We start from the raw sequence: 20236 nt of genomic DNA on the forward strand, positions 1-20236 counted from the left end.
TTTCGTTAGGGTTGCGGCTCGACTTCGCGGCGGCGGCGCTCCACCGCCTCCTGCAGCGCCGCGAGGCTTTCGACGACTTGCGTCGCTTCGAAGGATTTGAGCGCGTCGGTGTTCTGCAAATCGATGCGGCGTGGATAGACCATCACCATGCCCTTGGGCGCGCGCGTCTCGAGTTCGGGCGCGGTGTCGCAGGCGAAGACGATCGTCGGCACGCGGCATTTGCCGGCCTGCGCGAAGACATTTGTCGCAAGGTTGTCGGAAATGCCGGCGACGCACTTCGCGACGGTGTTCGAGGTCGCGGGCGCGAGAACCAGCGTGTGATAAAAGTTGTAGTAGAAATTCCCGACCGGCGCGGCGCTCGCGGTGGTGTCCTTAAAGATGCGAACCGTCTCCGGCAGATCAAGATCGTGCTTATACATGCGCACGACTTCCGCCGCCGCCTTGCTGACGAAGAGATCGACGTGATCGAGCGAGCGGATCATCTCGAGACATTCGGTGAAGAAATGCCCAGATCCGGTGAGCGCCCAACCCCAGCGCGGCGTGACTACTTTCTTTTTGGTCATCAGGCGAACTTCCGCGTTGGAAAATTTGTGATGGCTGCGCCCGGCGGGACGCCGTTGGCAAGAAGCGCGGCGGCGCGTGGGAGAGACGAGGGGCCGGCGAGGAAGAGCGGCGTCTCATCGAGATAATCCGGAAGCGCCGAATCGACAACGCCCTTGCGCACAATCTCGCTCAGTAAGGCGCCTTCGCCGACATCGACGCTCTTGATAAGCGTCAGCGCGCAAGCGCCCATTTTTTTGGCAAGCCAGGCGGCGAGACTGTCGGAGGTGACGTTCCAGGATGGCGCGATGTCATCGGCGGCGGCGACCATGGCGCTCGGCCGCCAAAGGGCGATTCGTCCTCGCGCCTGCGCCGCTGCGATTGCGTCACGAGAGCCCGCGACCTCCAGCGAGTCGTCACGGTTCGCGAGCGCCAACGCATATTGCTCCATCGCCAGAACCGCCATGGCGTGCGCGGTCTCATCGTCGTAGCCTAATGCCGGCTGCGCGGCGCGCACGGCGTCGGCGAAAGGTCCGCCGCCGGGAACGATCGTCAGCGGCCGCGGGTAGCGCTTCAGCGCCGCAAGCCAATCGGCGAGCTCCGGGGAAGCGTGCAGGCTCCCGCCGAGTTTAACGACGAGGGGCGCGCTACTTGACGGCATCGATGCGCATCGGCGCCGGCTGCAGGCGACGCGCCTCCTCATGGGCGCGCGCGCGGCGGATTTTCACGCCGACGGCGCCGGGCGCGACATCGAGCTTTTCGACCTGGACGGTTACGGCGCGCACGCGTTCATGTAGCAGCACGCTTTCGGCGAGGCGCTCGGCGATCGTTTCGACCAGCTCGATATGGCCGCCGGCGAGGATCATTTTGATCGCGTCCATGATCACGTCATAGGAGAAGATCGAGCGCATGTCGTCGGAGCCGTTGATGCGGGTCACGTCCGCTTCCACGTTGAACCGCACACGCTGCGTATGGCCGTGTTCGTGGGCGTAGGCGCCGATCTCGACGGGCGCGACATAATCTTTGAGAAACACGCAATCGGTGTCGTTCGCGCCGGCGGGCTCGATATAGCCGCGGCCGAGGAACGACCAGTGGGCGTGAAAATCGGCGTGCGCGCCTCGTGTCGAAGGGATCAGATCGCGGATCAGCGTCGTGGCGCGGGCGTCGATGGCGGCGCGCCGCTCGCCATGCGCGCAGAGCGCGCCGCGAAAGCCAAGAACATCCGCTCCGGTGACGAGCAGGCGCGGCACATCGGGAGGCTCCAATGCCCCAGCGAGTCCTGAGGCGAGCCCGAGCTCACGGCAGCGCGCGACGAATTCGGACAGCGCGCCGACGCTCATAAAGTCGACCAGTCGGCCTTTGCCTTTATGCGCGGTATCCAGCATCGCGCCATGAAAGCCGGCGCCGGCCAGCGGCTCGAGAGTGTCGAATTCGGGGCCGAGATCGGCGAAGAGGACGGCGACGAGCCTTGTTTTTGCGGTCAGCGGCGCTAGCGCCTCGATGATCTCGACGGCGTCGGGCGTCGCCGGCAGGGCGAATTTGACATAATCGACGCCTGCCGCGACGACCTCTTCAAAGTCGCGGAGCGCATGCGCGACGTCGTGCGGCAGCTCGACGACGGCGCTGACCGGACGGCGGCCGTCGACGAAGGCGACGATCTCAGCGACGGTGTCCAGGGGTAGGGAGCCCAGCGCGCCGCGCGAGGGCGCCTTGCAGTCGATGATATCGGCGCCGCGCGAGAGGGCAATCTCCGCCTCTTCGCGGGAGAGAACGCTCGCCAACATCAGGGTCATGAGTTCTTGGCTCCAGTCATTGCGCAACGCGCATCTGCGCGCTTGTGGAGCAAATTTTTACCGAATCCAAGTGGCCTCGCGCGCCTACCCTCCTGCTCGCGCTGGGCGCCGCCGGACCCTCGCGTCATTTTTTCGCAACCCCTGCCATGCGAACATGCTCCCCGAAACAGGAGAAGTCCGTGAAAATTCTCATCGTCCTCACCTCGCATGACAGGCTCGGCGACACAGGCCGAAAGACGGGCTTCTGGCTGGAAGAACTCGCTGCGCCCTATTACGTCTTTCTCGACGCCGGAGCCGAGATCACGCTTGCCTCGCCCAAGGGCGGTCAGCCGCCGTTTGACCCAAAGAGCAATGAACCCGAATTTCAGACCGATCTCACCCGCCGGTTCCAAGCGGACGAGGCGGCCAAGGCGCGCCTCGCCGACACGGCGCGGCTCGATAGCGTCCGTCAGGACGATTTCGACTCGGTCTTCTATCCCGGCGGCCATGGGCCGATGTGGGACCTCGCCGAGGACCCGGATTCGATCAGGCTGATCGAATCCTTCATCCGCGCCGGCAAACCCATCGCGCTCGTGTGCCACGCGCCGGGCGTGCTGCGCCATGTCAAAGGTCCCGACGGCCGGGCGCTGGTCGCGGGCAAGACGGTGACAGGGTTCACCAATGGCGAGGAGGAGGCGGTTGGCCTCACCCACGTCGTTCCGTTCCTTGTCGAGGACGAGCTCCAGGCGAAGGGCGGGCGCTTCTCGAAGGCGGCGGACTGGGCCCCGTATGTCGTCCGCGACGGCCAGTTGATCACGGGCCAGAACCCGGCTTCCTCCGGTCCGGCGGCCCGCAAGCTTGTGGAGGAGCTTACAAAAGCGTGAGACCCGGCTCTCTCGGCGATGTCGCGGCGCGGGCGAAACGGGCGGCGCGGCTCATTCCACCACCGAGCCGTTGGCGGCGAGCACCGAGGCGGCAAGATAGAGCGAACCGGCGATGAGCACGCGCGGCGGCGCGTCGAAGCTGCGCGTCGAAAGGATCGCGAGCGCCTCCTCGACGCCACCTGCTGCGGCGCCGGGCATCCCCTCAGCCCTGGCGAGGTTCGCGACCTCCTCGGGCGGCCAGCTCTTATGCTCGCCCTCGACCGGCACCGCGACGACCTCGCGCGCCAGTCCGACGAAATGCTTGAGCAGCGCGCGAATGTCCTTGGTCGTCTGCGCGCCGCAGATCAGCGCCAGCGGGCGCGGCGCCTTGTCGTGGAACTCCGCCATCGCCTCGGCCAGAACGCGGCCGCCGTCCTCATTATGGCCGCCGTCGAGCCACACCTCGGCGCCGGGCGGCGCGAGATCGACGATGCGCCCGCGTATGAGCCTTTGCAGCCGCGCCGGCCATTCGGCGCGCGTCAGCCCCGCTTCAATCGCCGCGGCCGGAAGCTCCGGGGCGACGGCGCGCAGGGCGGCGATCGCGCCGGCGGCGTTTTCATGCTGGTGGCGTCCGGCGAGCCGCGGCAGCGGCAGATCGAGCAAACCGCGCTCGTCCTCATAAACGAGGCGCCCGTTCTCGTTGCAGATATGGAAGTCCCGCCCGGCGACGATCGTCGGCGCGCCGACGCGTCGCGCCTCTCGCTCCAGCGCCCTCGCCACGGGCTCCGACTGGAAGCCGATCACGGCCGGCGCGCCCTTCTTAAATATTCCGGCCTTCTCATGGGCGATCTTTTCGACCGTATCGCCGAGAAATTCGAGATGGTCGAGGGAGATCGAGGTGATGATGGCGCATTTGGGCTGCGAGATGACATTGGTGGCGTCATAGCGCCCGCCAAGGCCCGTTTCGAGCAGCAGCCAGTCGGCCGGCGCTTCGGCGAAGAGCAAAAAGGCCGCCGCCGTCGTGATCTCGAAGAAGGTGATCGGCTGCCCCGCGTTCGCCTGTTCGCAGCGTGCGAGTGCCGCGTTCAGACGCTCGTCGTCGACAAGCGTTCCGCCGCCGTCGGCGCCGAGACGAATCCGCTCATTGAAGCGCAGGAGGTGAGGGGACGTATAGACATGCACGCGCTTGCCGGCGGCTTCGAGCATGGCGCGCAGAAAGGCGATCGTCGAGCCTTTGCCGTTGGTTCCGGCGACGTGAATGACGGGCGGCAGTCTGAGCTCCGGTCGTCCGAGCGCGGCGAGCAGCCGCTCCGTGCGCCCCAGCGACAGATCAATCTTCTTTGGATGAAGCGTGAGCAGTCGCGACAGGATCGCGTCATGCTGATCCATTGCGGCTGCGCCTCGCGATATCAGGCGGCGGCGCGGCGCGGCGGCGACTTGGTCAAGAGACCGCACAGGCGCGCCAGCGTCTCGCGCAGCTCCTGACGCGGCACCACCATATCGACCATGCCGTGATCGCGTAGATATTCGGCGCGCTGGAAGCCTTCGGGAAGCTTCTCGCGGATCGTCTGCTCAATGACGCGTGCGCCGGCGAAGCCGATGATCGCGCCGGGCTCGGCGATCTGCACGTCGCCGAGCATGGCGTAGGACGCGGTGACGCCGCCCGTCGTCGGATTGGTCAGCACGACGATATAGGGCAGGCGCGCCTCGCGCAGGCGCTGCACGGCAATGGTCGTGCGCGGCATCTGCATGAGCGAGAACATGCCCTCCTGCATGCGCGCGCCGCCCGACGCCGTGAAGATCACAAAAGGCGTGCGCTTGGCGAGCGCATATTCGCAGCCGGCGATGATCGCCTCGCCGGCGGCCATGCCAAGCGAGCCGCCCAGGAATTCGAAATCCTGAACGGCCACGGTGACCGGCGAGCCTTCGAGATTGCCGAAGGCGATCGTCACGGCGTCCGCCATGCCGGTTTTGACTCGATATTCCTTCAGCTTGTCGACGTAACGCTTGATGTCGCGAAACTTGAGCGGATCCAAGGGCGCTTCCGGCGTCGGAATCAGCTCGCATTCGGCGCCGTCGAAAAGACTGGCGAGCCGAGTCTCGACCGGACAGCGCATGTGGTAGCCCGAACCGGGCACGACATAAAGATTGGCCTCGATGTCCTTGTGGAAGACGAGTTGGCCGCTCTCGGGACATTTCACCCAGAGATTTTCCGGCGCTTCACGCTTGATCAGCGCCTTGATCTTCGGCGGGACGACGTTCGAATACCAATTCATGACACGAGCCTCGCCAGCCAACTCATAAAGCCGCCCTTAGGGCGAGCGTCGCGCACGCCTTCGGCGATGGACGCGACGAGCCCGGTCACAGCGCCAACGCTCGAAGGTCCGGCGCGGCCTTCCGCGTCGAGCGAGGCCTTAAGCGCTTGGACCAGCGCCGTGCCGACCACGACGCCATCGGCGTTACGGGCGAGTTCGGCGGCGTTCTCCGCATTTTTGACGCCAAATCCGACGGCGATCGGCAGCGCCGTGTGCCGCTTGATGCGCGCAACCGCCTGACTGACGCCGGCGTAGTCGGCAAGCGCCGCGCCGGTGATGCCGGTAAGCGACACATAGTAGACGAAGCCGCTTGTATTTTCGAGCACCTTGGGAAGCCGCTTGTCATCGGTCGTCGGCGTGGCCAGGCGAATGAAGTTCAGCCCAGCGCTGCGGGCGGGAACGCAGAGTTCGGCGTCTTCTTCGGGCGGTAGGTCCACGACGATCAGGCCATCGACGCCGGCGGCCCGGGCGTCCCGTAGAAAGGCGTCGACGCCATACACATAGATCGGATTGTAATAACCCATCAACACGATCGGCGTGGCGTTGTCTCCGGCGCGGAAGTCGGCGACGAGCTTCAAGGTCTTCTTGAGCGTGGTTCCCGCCTTGAGCGCTCGCAGGCCCGCCGCCTGGATCGCCGGCCCATCCGCCATCGGATCGGTGAAAGGCATGCCGACCTCGATGACGTCCGCGCCGGCGCCGGGCAGGCCACGCAAAATGTCGAGCGACGTCGCGAGATCCGGGTCGCCGGCCATCACAAAGGTCACGAGGGCGGCGCGCCCTTCCTTCTTGAGGGCGGCGAAGCGATCATCGATGCGGGTGGGCATAAGCGACAGACGTCCTTCGTAAGGCGGTGAAATCTTCAAAAAGCCCTTTCGACCGGGCGCCGCCGGACCCTTTCGGCTCTTACGCGAGCCCCGCAGGCCGCCGTTGCTTAGGGCCTGGGCCCCGTCCCGTCCACTGTTTTCGCGCGCTCTAAATCGTCACTTGCGCGCCCAATTCCACGACGCGGTCGGAGGGGATTGAGAAGAAGTCCGTCGCATTGGCGGCCTGGCGGGTCAGCGCGACATAGAGCTTGTCCTGCCAGACGGGCATTTCGGAGGAGGGGCTTTCCTTGATCGAGCGCCGGCCCAGGAAGAAGCTGGTGGTCATGATGTCGTATTTGAACCCGGCCTTGCGCATGGCGGCGAGCGCGGCCGGAACGCGTGGACTTTCCATGAAGCCATAGTGCAGCGTCGCGCGGTAGAAGTCGTCGCTGAGCTTATCGATTTCAAAGCGCTTGCCGGGCGCGACGCGCGGCCGGTCTTCGGTCTTCACGCAGATCACCAGCACGCGCTCGTGCAGAACCTTGTTGTGCTTGAGATTGTGCATCAGCGCGGTCGGGGCGACAGCCGGATCGCTGGTCAGAAAGATCGCCGTGCCGGGCACGCGCGTCGGCTTCGACTTCTGCAGCATCGCGATGAGCTCCATCATCGGAATGGAGTCGCGATGGGTTTTCTCGGCGAGAAGACGCGTGCCGCGCGTCCAGGTCCACATGATGATCATGACGCAGCCGCCGAGCGCGAGCGGCACCCAGCCGCCGTCTTTGACCTTCATCAGATTGGCGGCCAGAAAGGCGAATTCGACGACCAGAAAAGAGGCCGCGAAGAGGATCGATACGAATAGCGGCCAGCCCCATTTGCGCCAAGCGACGATGAACAGCAGCGACGTCGAAAGCACCATGGTGCCGGTGACCGCGATGCCATAGGCGGACGCAAGCGCCGATGAGCTCTTAAAGGCGATGACGAGCAGCACCACGCCGATGAGCAGCAGCCGGTTGATGCGGCCAATATAGATCTGGCCCTCCTGCGACGCCGACGTATGCGTGACTTCGAGTCGCGGAATGAGGCCGAGCTGAATGGCTTGCCGCGCCAGCGAGAAGGCTCCAGTAATCACCGCTTGCGCGGCGATTGTCGTGGCCAGCGTCGAAAGGACGACAAGCGGCAAAAGCGCCCAGTCCGGCGCCAGCAGGAAGAACGGGTTGCCGACGGCTTCGGGGCGCGACAACACGAGCGCGCCCTGACCAAGATAATTGAGCAGCAGCGCCGGCAACACGAATCCGAGCCAGGCCGTACGGATCGGCCCGCGGCCGAAATGACCCATGTCGGCGTAAAGCGCCTCGACGCCGGTGACCGCGAGGAAAACCGAGCCGAGGACGGCGAAGCCGAGCCAGCCGTGGGTTACGAGAAAAGCGATGCCTTGCCGCGGATCGAAACTGCGCAACACCTGGGGCGCTTCGGGAATATGCATCGCGCCCAACACGCCAATGGTCAGGAAAAAGGCGATCATAATGGGCCCGAAGAAGGCCGCCACCCGCGCCGTTCCGTGACTTTGCACCCAAAACAGCGTGACAAGGATGAAGATGGTGATCGGCAGGACGAATTCGCTGAAGCGGTGAGTGACGAGCTCCAGGCCCTCAATGGCGGACATCACCGAGATCGCCGGCGTAATGATCGCCTCGCCAGCGAAGAGCGCCGCGCCCGCGACGCCGAGCAGAAAGGCGACTTTCGTGCGCCGGCCCATGGCGGTCTGCGCCAGGGCCATCAGAGAAAGAATGCCGCCTTCGCCGCGGTTGTCCGCGCGCATGACGAAGATGATGTATTTGATCGTCACCGTGAAAATCAGCGCAAATATGAGCAGCGAAATGGCGCCGACGACCGAATCTTCCGTCAGCGCGTCATGCTCCACCTGATGGGCGAGCGACTCGCGCAGCGCATACAGCGGGCTGGTGCCGATGTCGCCATAGACGACGCCGATCGATCCGATGATGAGGCCGACGAGCCCGCCCTTCGCACGCTCGTCTCCGTGTTGCGCAGCATGTGTCCCATCGCCGCCGGAGGCGGGGCCGGCGTCGGATCGCTGCATCATGGGAGGTTTCCTTTGAGAGGAGCGCGCCGCGCCTCTTGTCGACGGTCTCGGAAGAGGGCGCTCGCCCGGGGCGAGAACGAGGGCGCCAAGACTTCCTCACTCCTTCGGCGTGGGTCCGCCGATACGGTGCGGCGATATACGCGGTTTCGCGCACAAAGAGAAGTCACGGTTGCGGCGCGATATTGGCGCGCCAGACTTTTGACGCCCTCGGGATGGCGTTCGCGACGGTCGGAATTGTAACGTAGACCCGGCGGCGTCGTGGTCGCCGGCTGGACACAGCCCGTCCTTTTCATAGCTAATCCCCGACGTCAGCTTTGTAGGAGGCCTCGTGACCTTGCCGTCGAACGACCCCGCCCGGTTCGCCCAAGCGGCGGGCGCGCCCGCGCCCAGCGCCATCGCCACGGGCGTGGAGGGGCTTGAGGCCGGCATGACGACGCTGCCCGGCGGCGCGCCGGCCTATATCGCCCGCCCGCGGACCGGCGGCGATTTCCCGATTATTCTCGTGGCGCAGGAAATCTTTGGCCTGCACGAACATATCCGCGACATCGTGCGGCGGTTCGCGAAGCTCGGGTTTCTCGCCATCGCGCCCGACTTCCTCATTCGCTACGGGGACCCGCAGGAAGCGCCAGACATAGAGGCGATTCGCGCCATCGTCGCCAAGGTTCCCGACGCCGAGACGATGGAGATATTCGATCAGGCGCTCGCTTACGCTGCGAGGAGAGGCGGCGACGCCGGACGCGCGGCGATCACCGGATTTTGCTGGGGCGGGCGCATCGCTTGGCTCTATGCCGCGCATCATCCCCGGCTCCTCGCCTGCATTCCCTGGTACGGGCGGCTTGATGGGCCGCATACGCCGGCGCAGCCGCGCTGGCCGATCGACATCGCGGGGGAGCTGAAAACGCCGACGCTGGGGCTGTACGGCGGCGCCGATCCGAGCATTCCCGCCGAACTCATCGAGACCATGCGCGAGCGCCTGCAGAAGGCGCGGGCGCCCGCCGAGATCATCGTCTATGCCGACGCGCCGCATGCGTTCTTCGCCGACTATCGCGACAGCTATCGGCCAGACGCCGCCAGCGACGCCTGGGAAAAGGCGTTGGCCTTCCTGCGCGCGAAGGGCGTCGGGTAACCGCGTTACCGCGGGACGAGCGCGATGATGCGGGCGGGGCCGCCCGAGCCTTTTTCGATCTTCATCGGCAAGGCGACGAGAATCGCGCCCGTTGGGGGCAGCTGGTCGAGGCTGGTGAGATTCTCGAGCCCGCCGATATTTGCGGCGCCAATGATCCGGTGCACCAAAAAATCCTGCGACGGCCCGTTGTCCACGCTCGCCGTGTCGACGCCGATGAGGTTCGGGCGGCGCTCTTTCGCGAGCCAGGCCGCCGCTTCAGGCCCGAAAGACGGGAAATGGAGATGTGTGGCGTCGCCCGGCGTGTCGTCGCCGAGATAGGCCTTCTTGTCGGGCCAGCGCGCGCTCCATCCGGTGCGCAGCAGCACGATCGCTTTGTCGGGTATGCGGCCATGCGCCGCCTCCCAGGCGGCGATGTCTTCGATCGTCAGCACATAGTCCGGGTTCGCCGCGGCCTTCGCGGCGACGTCAATGACGATCGCCGGCCCGACGAAGCGCTCGACCGGGATCTCGGCGTTGGTCCATCGACCCTCGGCGAAGTGCATCGGCGCGTCGAGATGGGTGCCGCCATGCTCGGGCGAACAAAAGGCGTTGGCGAAATAGAAGAAGCCTGCCTTGGTCGGCCCCTTGTGCAGCACTCTGAGCTCGAAACCCGACGGCGAGGTCGGCCAATAGACGGTTTCGGCGTTGAAGGCGTGACTGAGGTCGACGACCTTGCTCGACGAGAGATCGAGGCTCTGAGCTTGCGCCAATTCGAGTCGGGCGGCGGAGAACGTCAGACAGAGAAACAGAGCGCCTAACGCTATTTGTTTTTTCATATCGGGAACGTTCTCCAGAAACGCGCTCGCGCGCAGCTGATCAAAAATCGCTAGCAATTCCTTTGACTTCCCAATCGCCGTAGCGCGCCGGGTCGGGTCCGCCGCGGCCGCCAAGTTCCTGCGGCGGGGCAGGCGCTTGCGCGGCCTCGCGGCGACGCGCCTGCGCTTCGGCCAATGCGCGCTGCGCGGCGGGCGGCGGCGGCGCGCGCCGCTCTGTCAAATTCGCTGTGTCTTCTGCCTTCGACACGGTCCGTTCCTGTGTGCATTCATCGCCCGCCGCCGCGCTATTGTGCTATGATTCGGTTCGGTCGCGGAGGGAGAAGCCGTTTGGCGAACAGCGACAGTAGATCAATTTCCGCCCGGACCAAATCGGCGCGTCAAGGGTCCCGGCAAGGCTTCGTGCCCGCCGAAGCGGTGCGGGAGGCCGAAGCCGCGAAGATTCCCGGGTTGCCGGCGCGCCTCGCCGCCGCCAACATCATCGGCGACATCGTGCAGGGCGGCCATCGTCTCGATGAGTGTTTCGCGGCGAACGCAGTTCCTTCGCGCCTCTCCGGGCTCGACGCCCGCGACGTGTCGCTCACGCGCTCGATCGTCACGGTCGCGGTGCGCCGGCTTGGCCTCATCCGCTACGTTCTCGCCGAACTCCTCGAAAAGGGGCTGCCGCGTCAGGCCGCTCGGCTTGAGTTCTCGCTGATCGCCGCCGCCGCGCAAATCCTGTTTCTCGACGCCGCCGATCACGCCGCCGTCGATCTCGCGGTGCGCGCGGCGCGCCTCGAACCGAAAACCGCCGGCTTTAGCGGACTCGTCAACGGCGTGCTGCGCAATCTCGCGCGCCGTCGCGAGGAATTCCTCGAGATCGCCGCAAGCGGCGAGTACGACGCGCCGCCATGGCTGGCGCAGCGTTGGCGCAAGCATTACGGCGAAGACGCTGGGCGCGCCATCGCGGCGATGCACATGCTCGAGCCGCCCCTCGACGTGTCAGTCAAGGACGATCCCAAGGGCTGGGCGGAGCGGCTCGACGGCGTCGTGCTGCCGACAGGCTCGGTGCGGCTGCGCACCCACGCGCCGATCAGCGAACTTTCCGGCTATGGGGACGGCGAGTGGTGGGTGCAGGACGCGGCCGCCGCTCTGCCGGCCCGCCTGCTCGCGCCGCGGCCGGATGAGCGGGTGCTCGATATGTGCGCCGCGCCTGGCGGCAAGACGGCGCAGCTGGCGCTTGCCCGCGCGCAGGTGGTCGCTCTGGACCGTTCGGCGGAGCGCCTGAAGCTGCTCGCCGCCAATCTTGCGCGGCTGCAGTTGCACGCGGAGGTTGCGGTTGGCGACGCCGCCGCCTATCAGGCGCAGCCTTTCGACGCGATTTTAATTGACGCGCCCTGTTCGGCGACGGGAACGATCCGCCGCCATCCCGACGTGCCCTGGACCAAGAAGCCGGGCGACATCGAAGCGCTCGCGAGCTTGCAGACAAAGCTGCTCAATCGTGCGGCGCTCCTGACGCGGGCGGGCGGACGCATCGTTTATTGCTCCTGCTCGCTGGAGCCTGAGGAAGGCGAACAGCAGATCGCCGCGTTTTTGCGCCGCAATCCCGATTTCCGCCGAATGCCGATTGATCCTGGCGAGGGCGTCCCGGAGGAGTTCATCAACCGAGACGGCGATCTGCGCACATTGCCGCATTACTGGCCGAACGAAGATCCGCGCCTTGCCGGTATCGACGGATTCTTCGCCGCGCGGCTGCTGCGGTCGGCCTAGCTCTAGGCCCGCGCCGCGACGAGGGGCGCGAATTCCTTCACCACCTGCTCATAGACGACCCGCTTGAACGGCACGATGAGTTCCGGCAGCGCCGAAAGCGTCTCCCAGCGCCAGGCGTCGAATTCGGGCTTATGCGCGCCGTGGCCCGGCGCGTGAATATCGATCTCGCTTTCGTCGCCGGTGAAGCGCAGCGCGAACCAGCGCTGGGTTTGGCCGACATATTTGCCGCTCCAGCGGTTGTTGTTGTTTCTGGGCAGATCGTAGCAAAGCCAGTCTGGAGCCTCGGCGAGAAGGGCGACGCTCGACACATTGGTCTCTTCGTGAAGCTCGCGCAGCGCCGCCTCATAGGGCGTCTCGCCCTCGTCGATGCCCCCCTGAGGCATCTGCCAGAGATAGGGCGGGCGGGTCTGGTCATGGGCGCCTTTGGCGCGCCGCCGCCCGATAAAGGCGAGGCCTTGCGCATTGAGCAACAAGACGCCGACGCAGGGCCGATACAATCCGCGGCCGCTCATCGCCGCGCCTCGCGGCAAGGCCCATGTTGGGGCGCTCCATCGACTGCGTCTGTCATCCGCTCCCCAAGCGTTCGAATTTTGTCGTGGACATTTCTGACGCCCCGCGCGCCCGCCGTCGAGCCGCCAGAGAAAGAATCTGCTCAAATATTTTGATTCCCTGTCGAGCACATGATTCGATGCGAACGGGCGGCGCTCTACGCGCGCCGCGTCAGCGCGCCGTCGGCCTCCATCAGCTCCAGCAGCATGCCTTCCCGCAACCCCCGGTCGGCGATGCGCGTCCGCTGCGCCGGAAAAAGCGTGCGAATCGCCTCGAAAATCGCGCAGCCGGCAAGGACGAGATCGGCGCGTTGCGGTCCGATGCAGCCGTTGGCGACACGCTCATCGAAATCCATGTCTCGCAGCCGCAGGATCGCCCGCGTTGCGTCATCATCGCTCATCCACAAGCCGTCGACGCGCCAGCGGTCGTAGCGCTCGAGCCCAAGATGGACGCCGGCCAGGGTGGTGACGGTTCCCGAAGTGCCCAGAAGATGGAAGCGCGGACAGCGGCGCTCCGAGGCCATGCGCCGCGCGAAGGGGGCGAGAGTCTCGCGCACCTGCTGGGCCATGGCTGCGAAGGTCTCGGCCGAAACGCAGCGGCCGCCGAAATGCTCCGCGAGCGTCACGACGCCAAGTTCGAGCGAAGTCCAGGCGCGAAAGGCGTAAGCGCCATTTTCGCTGCGCCGTTCGCGCGTCAGCCACACGAGCTCGGTGGACCCGCCGCCGATGTCGAACAGCAGCACGCTTTCGGCGGCCGGATCGGCGAGTGATCCGCAGCCGCGGGCGGCGAAGCGCGCCTCGGTTTCGCGGTCAATGATCTCGAGTTGCAGCCCGGTGCGTTCGCGGACGCGCTCGACGAATTCATCGCCGTTCGCCGCGCTGCGGCAAGCCTGGGTCGCGACGAGCCGGGCGCGGGTGACGCCGCGCGCATCCATTTTTTCGCGGCAGATTTGGAGCGCCGCGATGGTGCGCTCGATCGCTTCCTCGCTGATCCGGCCAGCCTTGCCGAGGCCTTCCCCCAGCCGCACGATGCGCGAGAAGGCGTCGATGATGCGCAAAAAATCATTGTTGCGCCGCCGCGGCCTGTGCTCGGGCCGGGCGATCAGCAGCCGGCAGTTGTTGGTGCCGAGGTCGAGCGCAGCATAGACATGGCGCGAGTCGAGCGCGCCGGAAGCGACGCCGGGGGTGATACGAAGCTCGGGCGCGGCCTGCGCCGAGGCCGACGCCGTAGACGGTAGACCGGTTTCCCTCACTCGATCCCTTCCGCGAAGCCGCTCCGTCTCGCCTTGCGCCGCATCGACGGAAGCGGAGCGGCGATCATCGTAACGCCCAGACGGCTGGCGTAAATTTCTTTCATGCAGGATCGGCGCGCCGCCCGCAAGGGCGTTTCCTGCAGCCATAAGGGCGCGAGCGGCGGCGTTGGCGGCCGGAAGGTTGACACTGTCGGCGGCGCTCTCTAAGTCACCAGCCGTTCGCGCGCGCTCTGCGCGGCGCCGTTGGGGGATAGTTCAACGGTAGAACAGCGGACTCTGACTCCGTTAATCTTGGTTCGAATCCAGGTCCCCCAGCCAAATTTCACTTGTCGCGACTTGCCCTCGCGCTCCTCCCGAACCGGCGGCGACCGTCGCGGTTTCTGAGGACTCAAAGGCTGGCGGAAGCGTGCGACCGCTTCGCCGTTCCCAAGCGCAGTTCAATAGCAGGAAGCTCAGCAAGCGCCGTTATTCGCGCGTTCCTGCTTTGCGAGAGCCTTGGATGCCCGGCCTCAAGCCCATCCGCAGCGCAACCGAGGAGGCTCTGACCAATCTTGCGGCTGCCGCGAGGAGTTGCGGTGTGGATAGCGCCGGGAAGGGAACCCTCGCCGAGCCCAGGGGTTGGTTTTCTGTTAGGCGCGCCGCAGTCCCCGTGGAGCGAACAGGAGCAGGCAAGATGTCTTCAGGACAAAGCAGTGGAACCGGGGCGAGGACGGAACTGAACGACGAAAAGGTGAGGAAGAACGAAATCCTCAGTAATCGCGAAAAGGCCCAAAGACGACCTGGACAGAGCTTGGACAGTAAAGGCGTTCAGGTAGACGAATACAAGGACAACCCGGCCAATCGCCGCCCATCGAGCGACGATAGAATTCAACCTGATGTCGAGTCAGCCGCCGAGAAGCCGAAGGAGTCGTCGTCCGGGACTGACAGGCCAGAGCCCGCGGATGATTCCGAGCAAGTTGACCGGCCCGGTTTCGACTTGGGGGGATCGACCGGCGAGACGCAGGCAGGCCGAGGTCTGGGGCTTGGCGCCGATGCGCTGAAAACCCGAAAAGGGCGCTTGCCAAGATAGCGTCGTCTTCAGGCCGCGAGCCGAAGTTCGCGAACGTCCTAAAGAACGCGCCGGAAATCGGTCTCGGCGCGAGACACATTGGCAATCATTTCGAGCAACGGACAGAAGCTGATTTCTAGTAGGTTGGCTCGACGGACATTGAACTCTGCGCAACATGTGCGCTGACCTAAAAGGGCGCCAAGCGTTGGGGCGTAAGGCGCCGCGCGCCCTCCCCGGAGCGCCGATGAGCGCTGATCACTCGATGGCGCCTGGAACGAGGCTTGGCCTCCGTCCGAGGGCGCCGCCACTAGCTCCTCAATCGTAACATTATCAGTATTGCGCTGGCGCGGGATCTTCCGCCGCTTGCAATCACTGCGCAGAAATTTGCGAATCACCAATGAAATCGTTAGCAATCGCATGTGTGCGGATGAGCAATAATGCAGGCGCTTATCTAGTAAAGGACATCTTATGGCTAGAGGAAAACCGGTGAAGGCGGCGAGCAGGAAGGTCAGCAAGGCTGAGCCTGCCGCCATTCGGCCCATCAAAGAGACATTTACAAAATCGGCTCTCATCAACCGGATTGCCGAGGAGAATGACATTCCTCGCAAGACCGCGGTGGGCGTCTACGCGACGTTGGAGAGTGTTTTTCTCGGGTCAGTTCACCCGCGCGGCGTGGGCGAATTCACCCTGCCGGGCCTTCTGAAGGCGACCCTTCGCAAGGTGCCGGCGCGGAAGGCGGGGACTTTGGTTCGCAATCCTGCGACGGGCGAGATGGTCAAGGCCGCCGCCAAGCCCGCAAGCGTGCGCGTCAAAATCCGGCCGCTCTCCAAACTGAAGTCGGCGGCGACGAAGTAAAGCGCCATCGAGGAAGTCGTCGCGCTAGGTTGGCGCGGCGCCGTTGGGGGATAGTTCAACGGTAGAACAGCGGACTCTGACTCCGTTAATCTTGGTTCGAATCCAGGTCCCCCAGCCAAGCATTTCCAAAATTCGGCGCCGAATTCCGCCTTCAGGCGGTCGCGGGAGTATAACTGCCGCATTAGCGAGACGAAGAAGGCTGCGTGGTTCAGGCCCGCGATGTTTCCTGAAGGGGATTGATCCACTCCACGTCGGGCCAGAACCGAGTTCATCGGACTGGCGTTCAGGTCGGAGGCTTCGCGGACGATGCATTACGATGCGCTCTTGGCTGCCCTTGTTGCAGGAGTCGTCACGCTCCTCGCCTTCCTTTTTTGGCCAGCGGTGGCGGATCAGCTCCCGGAACTGGCTCGGGCGGCGATCGTCTATCTTTTAGTGCTGCTCGTCGGGGCCTGGATCTTCAACGCCTGGCGTCGAACACGGCGCAAATAAACGGTTGATAGGGCAAATTGTCGACGGGCGGTCGCCGAGCTTCGCTTTCCCACTTGACAGCGGTCAATAAACCTACTCTTAACGGCTCGCCATTTAGATCGCGATCTTTCTCAGGCGAACAGGTTCATGCGCTTCCTTAAAAAACTCCCAAGCTTTGCCGCGCCGCTTGTCGGCGTCACGGTTGCGCTCGCCCTGTGCATCGTCGTCTTCGCTTTGTCCTTGGCAGGGATCGATCCAAGCCTCGATTAAGCGGCGTCAGAACGTCAACAGCTTATTCGGTGGCGGTTACGACGACGTCCGCTTCCACTTCTTCCAGCACCGCTTCGATTCTGTCTTCTTCCTCATCGGCCGTTGAGTCTTCCTCCTCATCAGCCGTTGACAAGAGAACATCATCAACGATCGGTTCGATGACCGGCGCGACTGGCGCGGACCTGGCGAAAGTCGCCGAATGGTAAGCCGGTCGCCTTGCCGCCGAACGCAAGACCTCGACGACTTGAAAGGCCGCGGCGCACTTCGGGCAGACGATCGGCAAGCGATTGAGATCGTAAAAAGCAGTTGCGCACGTCAGGCATCGGCGCTTCACGCCGAGTTCAGCTTTGGCCATTGAGTCTATCCCTTCGAAGTTCGGACTGCGGGCGCGGCAGGGTGTATTGTTATCGCCCCTGGGGACGACTCGGCGCCAAGCGTCTCTCTGCCAGTTCAGTGGCCACGGAGTATTAGCACGGCGGAGACGATCGGCTGACAATATTTCGAGATGACGCCGCGAAGCTCGCAGAAATCGCCTTCAATATTTGGGGATCCGATCATCGGAATACAAGGCGGGCGCGGGTCCGCACCTACGACCAGGTCAACATGGAGAACTGCAGCTCCGTTCACAGCCCGCAAATGAGTAAAAAAATATCGGAAGCGAACAACACTCAGGCGGAGACCATAGTCTCAGACCTCAACGAGAACTCGAACGCCGAAAAATAGAGACAAGGACTTAAGACGGCAGTGCTGGGTGAGCGCGTTGCATCCGCTCCTTCACGGCTGCGGGCGAGGCGTCGTCGCGACGCTCGGCGGCAGAACGGGGAGAGTGAACTGTGGTGGCCGGCCGGTCAGCGTTTTGAGGAAGTCTGTGACCTTGTCGATGTCGTTCTCGCTCAGTTTTTCGCCGAGTTGAGATTCGCCCATCACCGCCACGGCCTGTTTCAAATCCCAGGCATGCCCGCTATGAAAATAGGGGGCGGTCAGTTCGATATTGCGCAGGGTTGGAACCTTGAAAACATAATCGTCGCTGACGCTCTTGGTGACGACGAACCGGCCCCGGTCATCCGGCGGCAAGAACTCCCAACCAGGTTTCTCGACTACGCCAAAAGGCGCATACATGCCTCCCCCGACGTTGATGCCGTTGTGGCAGGTGGAGCAGCCCTTCTCGACGAATATCTTCAATCCCTGCTCTTGGTTGGCGGTCAGTGCGTTGTCGTCGCCCTTGAGCCAGCGATCGAAAGGTGCGCCGGGCGTGATCAAAGTCGCCACGAAGACGGCGATCGCCCTTCCAATGTTGTCGTACACGATCGGATCTGACTCGCGAGGAAACGCCTTCTTGAATGCTTCGACGTAGCCCGGAATGCCTTTAAGCTGTTCGATGGCGTGCTGCTTGGTCCTTCCCATCTCGACCGGATTCACGATCGGTCCGCCTGCTTGCTCCTTGAGGTCAGCGGCGCGGCCATCCCAGAATTGCGCCGTGTTGAACACGGCGTTCAGCACTGTCGGCGCATTGCGACCGCCTCGCTGCCAGTTGTGGCCTATGGACGTCGAGCGACCGTCGGCTCCGCCCATTCCGATCATATGGCAGGTGCCACAACTGATGTTGTGGCTTTCGGAGAGTCGCGGATCGAAATACAGCATCTTCCCGAGTGCGAGCTTTTCCGGCGTCGCCGGATTGTCCGGCAGCGCGCGCGGCGTTTCCGGTATCGGCTCGAACATACCCTTCACCTGATCGCGGAGAGGATCGGCGGCGCGCGCAGTCCCGGCCACGAGTAATGCGAGAAGCAATGCTGTTATCGGCGGACGCAAGATCATTGGGCGGCGTCTTTCTGTCCGCGAGTCTCTTATGCACGACGACGCCAATCGCATGCAGTGGGCAAGACGACGGTGCGAGTTTGCGATCCTCGCACCGTCAGGCGGCGCTCGCGCGACCTGTTAAGGCGCGCGCATAAAGTTCAGCAGGGTGGCGCTCAAGCTACCGCCCGTGAACACGATCGTCGCGCCAAGCGCGAGCAACGCGACAAGGTTGAGGGTCAGATCATTCGCCGCGCCCGCTATCGCGAGAATCCCGAGCACGATCACGGCCAAACCCGAGAGCGCCTGAATGCCTGCTGAGCCAAAGGCCATCTCGCTCGCGAGAATTTCACTGCCGCCAGCGCCAGCTTGACCTCTGCTCCTCAGCGACTCTTGGCTGAGCACATGCAGTTGCCACACGGCATTGCTACTCAGAATTAGGGCAGACCCGAACGCGATCGCGGCGATCGGCGTTAGCGTTGCAGGCTCAATGCCGAGCAGCGAAAGCACGCCAAGAACGATGCCGGCCGCGCCGGCGAGGAAGACGACGGACAGGCTGCTGCCGCCAAATCCCTCGATGTTCGTGGCTCTTGAGCCTGCTGGAAAGATAATCTGGGCGTATTCCGACAGCATGGTTCCGCCTTGAATCAACAAGGCGGCGCCGAAGACGATCGTCGCGACCGAAGCCATCATCGGCGCATTCACGCCCGATAATCCAACAATGGCGATAACAACGGTGGCTAGACCGCCGATTGCGTCGATCAATCCCCCATACGCCGCTGTTTCACGAAATGTCGATTCTCGAGATGTAATGGACATGACAGTGTCTCCAGACTTGCGATATCTCCACACGAGCAAGAGCGCGTGATTCCACATAGCGCGGGATTCACCCAGTCAAGATCTACAGCCGTTATGCCGCTCAAGCTTAGATGCGGCTCCTCTTGAGACTGCAAGCCAAGTCGCAGCCCGTGCAAGGACGATTCAATTTGCGCGTCACACGCGCAGAGTCGGCGGCCGTCGCGAAGTGGAGCGCATAAAACTGAGGAGGATGGCGTTTAGGCTGCCTCCCTTCAGCACGAGCGCGGAGCCGAGAATGAGCAGCGCTACGAGGTTGAACGTAAGGTCATTCCTAGTCCCGGACGCGGCAAGAATGCCGAGCACGACTGCGGCGAAGCCGCCAAAGATCTGAATGCCGGCGGAATCAAAAGCCATTTGGTTTGCAAGAATGTCTCTCGAAGACTCCTCGCCCTTGGAGGCGCGTCTGACGACATTAAGATGCCACACAGAGACGCTGCTCAAGACCAGCGCGCTTCCGAACAGGATTGACGCGATTGGCGTCAGCACTGCCGAGTCGAAGTCCAGCAGCGAAAGCACGCCTAGAGCGATGCCGCCGGCTCCCAGCAGAACAACCGCCGAACGGCTGCTGGCGCTGAAACCGTTGATCGAAGACGTGCCGCCGCGCAGAACAGAAAATCTGGCATACTCAGACATCATGCCGTTGCCCTGGATCAACAGCGTGATGCCGAACACAATTGTCGCGATCACGGCCAAAATCGGCGCCTCGAGGCCGATGAGTCCGAAAATTGCGAGGATGACGGTTGCAACGCCGCCAACATCATCGATCAAGCCGCCCTGCCTGGCGCGCTCGGGAAAAGTCGATTCGCCGACCGTTATCGACATGTTCGTCTCCCAAGTTCAATGCCCCCAAAGATAAGATTTAATTAGCGGCCATTTGGCGTCGGCAAGATCGCTCAGCGAACGCCCAAAACTTTGCGCTCGGCGCTGGCCGCGCGCTCCACCCGGCCGACACTGGAGTTTGGAAGCGCAAAAAATAAAGGTCGCGAGGGGGATTTCGCATTGCGGTGCGCAGACCGCGAGGCTTCCGCGATGGGGCTGAGCGAATGTTTTGGGATGCGCGC

The 20236-nt window shown here is 63.9% G+C and carries 22 protein-coding genes and 2 tRNA genes; 9 read left to right on the forward strand and 15 right to left on the reverse strand.

Annotated elements, in window-relative coordinates; translation table 11 throughout:
• Nucleotides 1-5: 5 nt before the first annotated feature.
• The 3 genes from HUN39_RS02715 to HUN39_RS02725 are packed head-to-tail and all read right to left on the reverse strand — an operon-like array spanning nt 6 to nt 2333.
• A complete protein-coding gene (locus HUN39_RS02715; RefSeq protein WP_018409685.1) occupies nt 6-563 on the reverse strand; it encodes a flavoprotein in 558 nt (185 codons plus the stop codon).
• Entirely contained in the window at nt 563-1201 is a 639-nt protein-coding gene (locus HUN39_RS02720) for an amino acid kinase family protein (RefSeq protein WP_175092973.1), read from the reverse strand. Before HUN39_RS02720 ends, HUN39_RS02715 begins: the two co-directional genes overlap by 1 nt.
• Nucleotides 1188-2333 carry a (5-formylfuran-3-yl)methyl phosphate synthase gene (locus HUN39_RS02725; RefSeq protein WP_175092974.1) on the reverse strand — a complete coding sequence of 382 codons (1146 nt, stop codon included), beginning with the start codon at nt 2331-2333 and terminating at the stop codon, nt 1188-1190. Before HUN39_RS02725 ends, HUN39_RS02720 begins: the two co-directional genes overlap by 14 nt.
• 179 nt (nt 2334-2512) lie before the next feature.
• On the opposite strand from HUN39_RS02725, the gene HUN39_RS02730 reads away from it, so the two are divergent.
• Nucleotides 2513-3196, forward strand: a complete 684-nt coding sequence (locus tag HUN39_RS02730; RefSeq protein ID WP_175092975.1) for a type 1 glutamine amidotransferase domain-containing protein — start codon at nt 2513-2515, stop codon at nt 3194-3196.
• Between the two features lie 51 nt (nt 3197-3247).
• Here HUN39_RS02730 and HUN39_RS02735 read toward each other — a convergent pair whose 3' ends face one another.
• From HUN39_RS02735 to HUN39_RS02750, 4 genes are all read right to left on the reverse strand, one after another.
• A complete protein-coding gene (locus tag HUN39_RS02735; protein WP_175092976.1) occupies nt 3248-4564 on the reverse strand; it encodes a bifunctional folylpolyglutamate synthase/dihydrofolate synthase in 1317 nt (438 codons plus the stop codon).
• Between the two features lie 20 nt (nt 4565-4584).
• Entirely contained in the window at nt 4585-5451 is an 867-nt protein-coding gene (accD, locus tag HUN39_RS02740; protein WP_175092977.1) for an acetyl-CoA carboxylase, carboxyltransferase subunit beta, read from the reverse strand.
• A complete protein-coding gene (gene trpA, locus HUN39_RS02745; protein WP_175093134.1) occupies nt 5448-6314 on the reverse strand; it encodes a tryptophan synthase subunit alpha in 867 nt (288 codons plus the stop codon). The genes accD and trpA overlap by 4 nt, the downstream gene beginning before the upstream one ends.
• 148 nt (nt 6315-6462) lie before the next feature.
• On the reverse strand, nt 6463-8394 hold the full coding sequence (locus HUN39_RS02750) for a potassium transporter Kup (protein WP_175092978.1): 1932 nt from the start codon (nt 8392-8394) through the stop codon (nt 6463-6465).
• 328 nt (nt 8395-8722) lie between these two features.
• Between HUN39_RS02750 and HUN39_RS02755 the strand changes: the two genes are divergently transcribed.
• Entirely contained in the window at nt 8723-9520 is a 798-nt protein-coding gene (locus tag HUN39_RS02755) for a dienelactone hydrolase family protein (RefSeq protein WP_175092979.1), read from the forward strand.
• 5 nt (nt 9521-9525) lie between these two features.
• Here HUN39_RS02755 and HUN39_RS02760 read toward each other — a convergent pair whose 3' ends face one another.
• Nucleotides 9526-10335 (reverse strand): cyclase family protein, encoded by an 810-nt coding sequence (locus tag HUN39_RS02760; protein ID WP_175092980.1) that lies wholly within the window; start codon nt 10333-10335, stop codon nt 9526-9528.
• Nucleotides 10336-10375: 40 nt separating this feature from the next.
• On the reverse strand, nt 10376-10582 hold the full coding sequence (locus tag HUN39_RS02765; RefSeq protein WP_175092981.1) for a DUF1674 domain-containing protein: 207 nt from the start codon (nt 10580-10582) through the stop codon (nt 10376-10378).
• 80 nt (nt 10583-10662) lie between these two features.
• On the opposite strand from HUN39_RS02765, the gene HUN39_RS02770 reads away from it, so the two are divergent.
• Nucleotides 10663-12081: an RsmB/NOP family class I SAM-dependent RNA methyltransferase gene (locus HUN39_RS02770; RefSeq protein WP_210266811.1), complete on the forward strand. Its 1419-nt coding sequence runs from the start codon at nt 10663-10665 to the stop codon at nt 12079-12081.
• Nucleotides 12082-12083: 2 nt separating this feature from the next.
• Here HUN39_RS02770 and HUN39_RS02775 read toward each other — a convergent pair whose 3' ends face one another.
• Entirely contained in the window at nt 12084-12593 is a 510-nt protein-coding gene (locus tag HUN39_RS02775) for an RNA pyrophosphohydrolase (RefSeq protein ID WP_175092982.1), read from the reverse strand.
• Nucleotides 12594-12787: 194 nt separating this feature from the next.
• Nucleotides 12788-13882, reverse strand: a complete 1095-nt coding sequence (locus tag HUN39_RS02780; protein ID WP_175093136.1) for a Ppx/GppA phosphatase family protein — start codon at nt 13880-13882, stop codon at nt 12788-12790.
• Nucleotides 13883-14126: 244 nt separating this feature from the next.
• On the opposite strand from HUN39_RS02780, the gene HUN39_RS02785 reads away from it, so the two are divergent.
• From HUN39_RS02785 to HUN39_RS19405, 6 genes are all read left to right on the forward strand, one after another.
• Nucleotides 14127-14200 (forward strand) — tRNA-Gln (locus HUN39_RS02785).
• A gap of 355 nt (nt 14201-14555) precedes the next feature.
• Nucleotides 14556-14951, forward strand: coding sequence for a hypothetical protein (locus HUN39_RS02790; RefSeq protein WP_175092983.1), 396 nt, complete (start codon nt 14556-14558; stop codon nt 14949-14951).
• Between the two features lie 447 nt (nt 14952-15398).
• Complete coding sequence (locus HUN39_RS02795) at nt 15399-15785, forward strand: HU family DNA-binding protein (RefSeq protein WP_123176692.1); 387 nt, start codon at nt 15399-15401, stop codon at nt 15783-15785.
• A 44-nt stretch (nt 15786-15829) separates the two neighbouring features.
• Nucleotides 15830-15903 (forward strand) — tRNA-Gln (locus HUN39_RS02800).
• Nucleotides 15904-16091: 188 nt separating this feature from the next.
• Nucleotides 16092-16274: a hypothetical protein gene (locus tag HUN39_RS02805; protein ID WP_175092984.1), complete on the forward strand. Its 183-nt coding sequence runs from the start codon at nt 16092-16094 to the stop codon at nt 16272-16274.
• A gap of 126 nt (nt 16275-16400) precedes the next feature.
• A complete protein-coding gene (locus tag HUN39_RS19405) occupies nt 16401-16523 on the forward strand; it encodes a hypothetical protein (protein WP_269750294.1) in 123 nt (40 codons plus the stop codon).
• Nucleotides 16524-16545: 22 nt separating this feature from the next.
• Here HUN39_RS19405 and HUN39_RS02810 read toward each other — a convergent pair whose 3' ends face one another.
• The 4 genes from HUN39_RS02810 to HUN39_RS02825 form a co-directional block, all read right to left on the reverse strand.
• Nucleotides 16546-16878: a TIGR02300 family protein gene (locus HUN39_RS02810; RefSeq protein ID WP_175092985.1), complete on the reverse strand. Its 333-nt coding sequence runs from the start codon at nt 16876-16878 to the stop codon at nt 16546-16548.
• 419 nt (nt 16879-17297) lie between these two features.
• Entirely contained in the window at nt 17298-18338 is a 1041-nt protein-coding gene (locus HUN39_RS02815) for a cytochrome-c peroxidase (protein ID WP_175092986.1), read from the reverse strand.
• A gap of 120 nt (nt 18339-18458) precedes the next feature.
• The gene (locus tag HUN39_RS02820) at nt 18459-19136 is read right to left on the reverse strand and encodes a hypothetical protein (protein ID WP_175093137.1); all 678 of its coding nucleotides are present in this window, start codon (nt 19134-19136) and stop codon (nt 18459-18461) included.
• Between the two features lie 174 nt (nt 19137-19310).
• Entirely contained in the window at nt 19311-19997 is a 687-nt protein-coding gene (locus HUN39_RS02825; RefSeq protein WP_175092987.1) for a hypothetical protein, read from the reverse strand.
• Nucleotides 19998-20236 lie beyond the last annotated feature (239 nt).

The sequence above is a fragment of the Methylocystis silviterrae genome (assembly GCF_013350005.1).
GTDB classification, from domain to species: Bacteria; Pseudomonadota; Alphaproteobacteria; order Rhizobiales; family Beijerinckiaceae; genus Methylocystis; species Methylocystis silviterrae.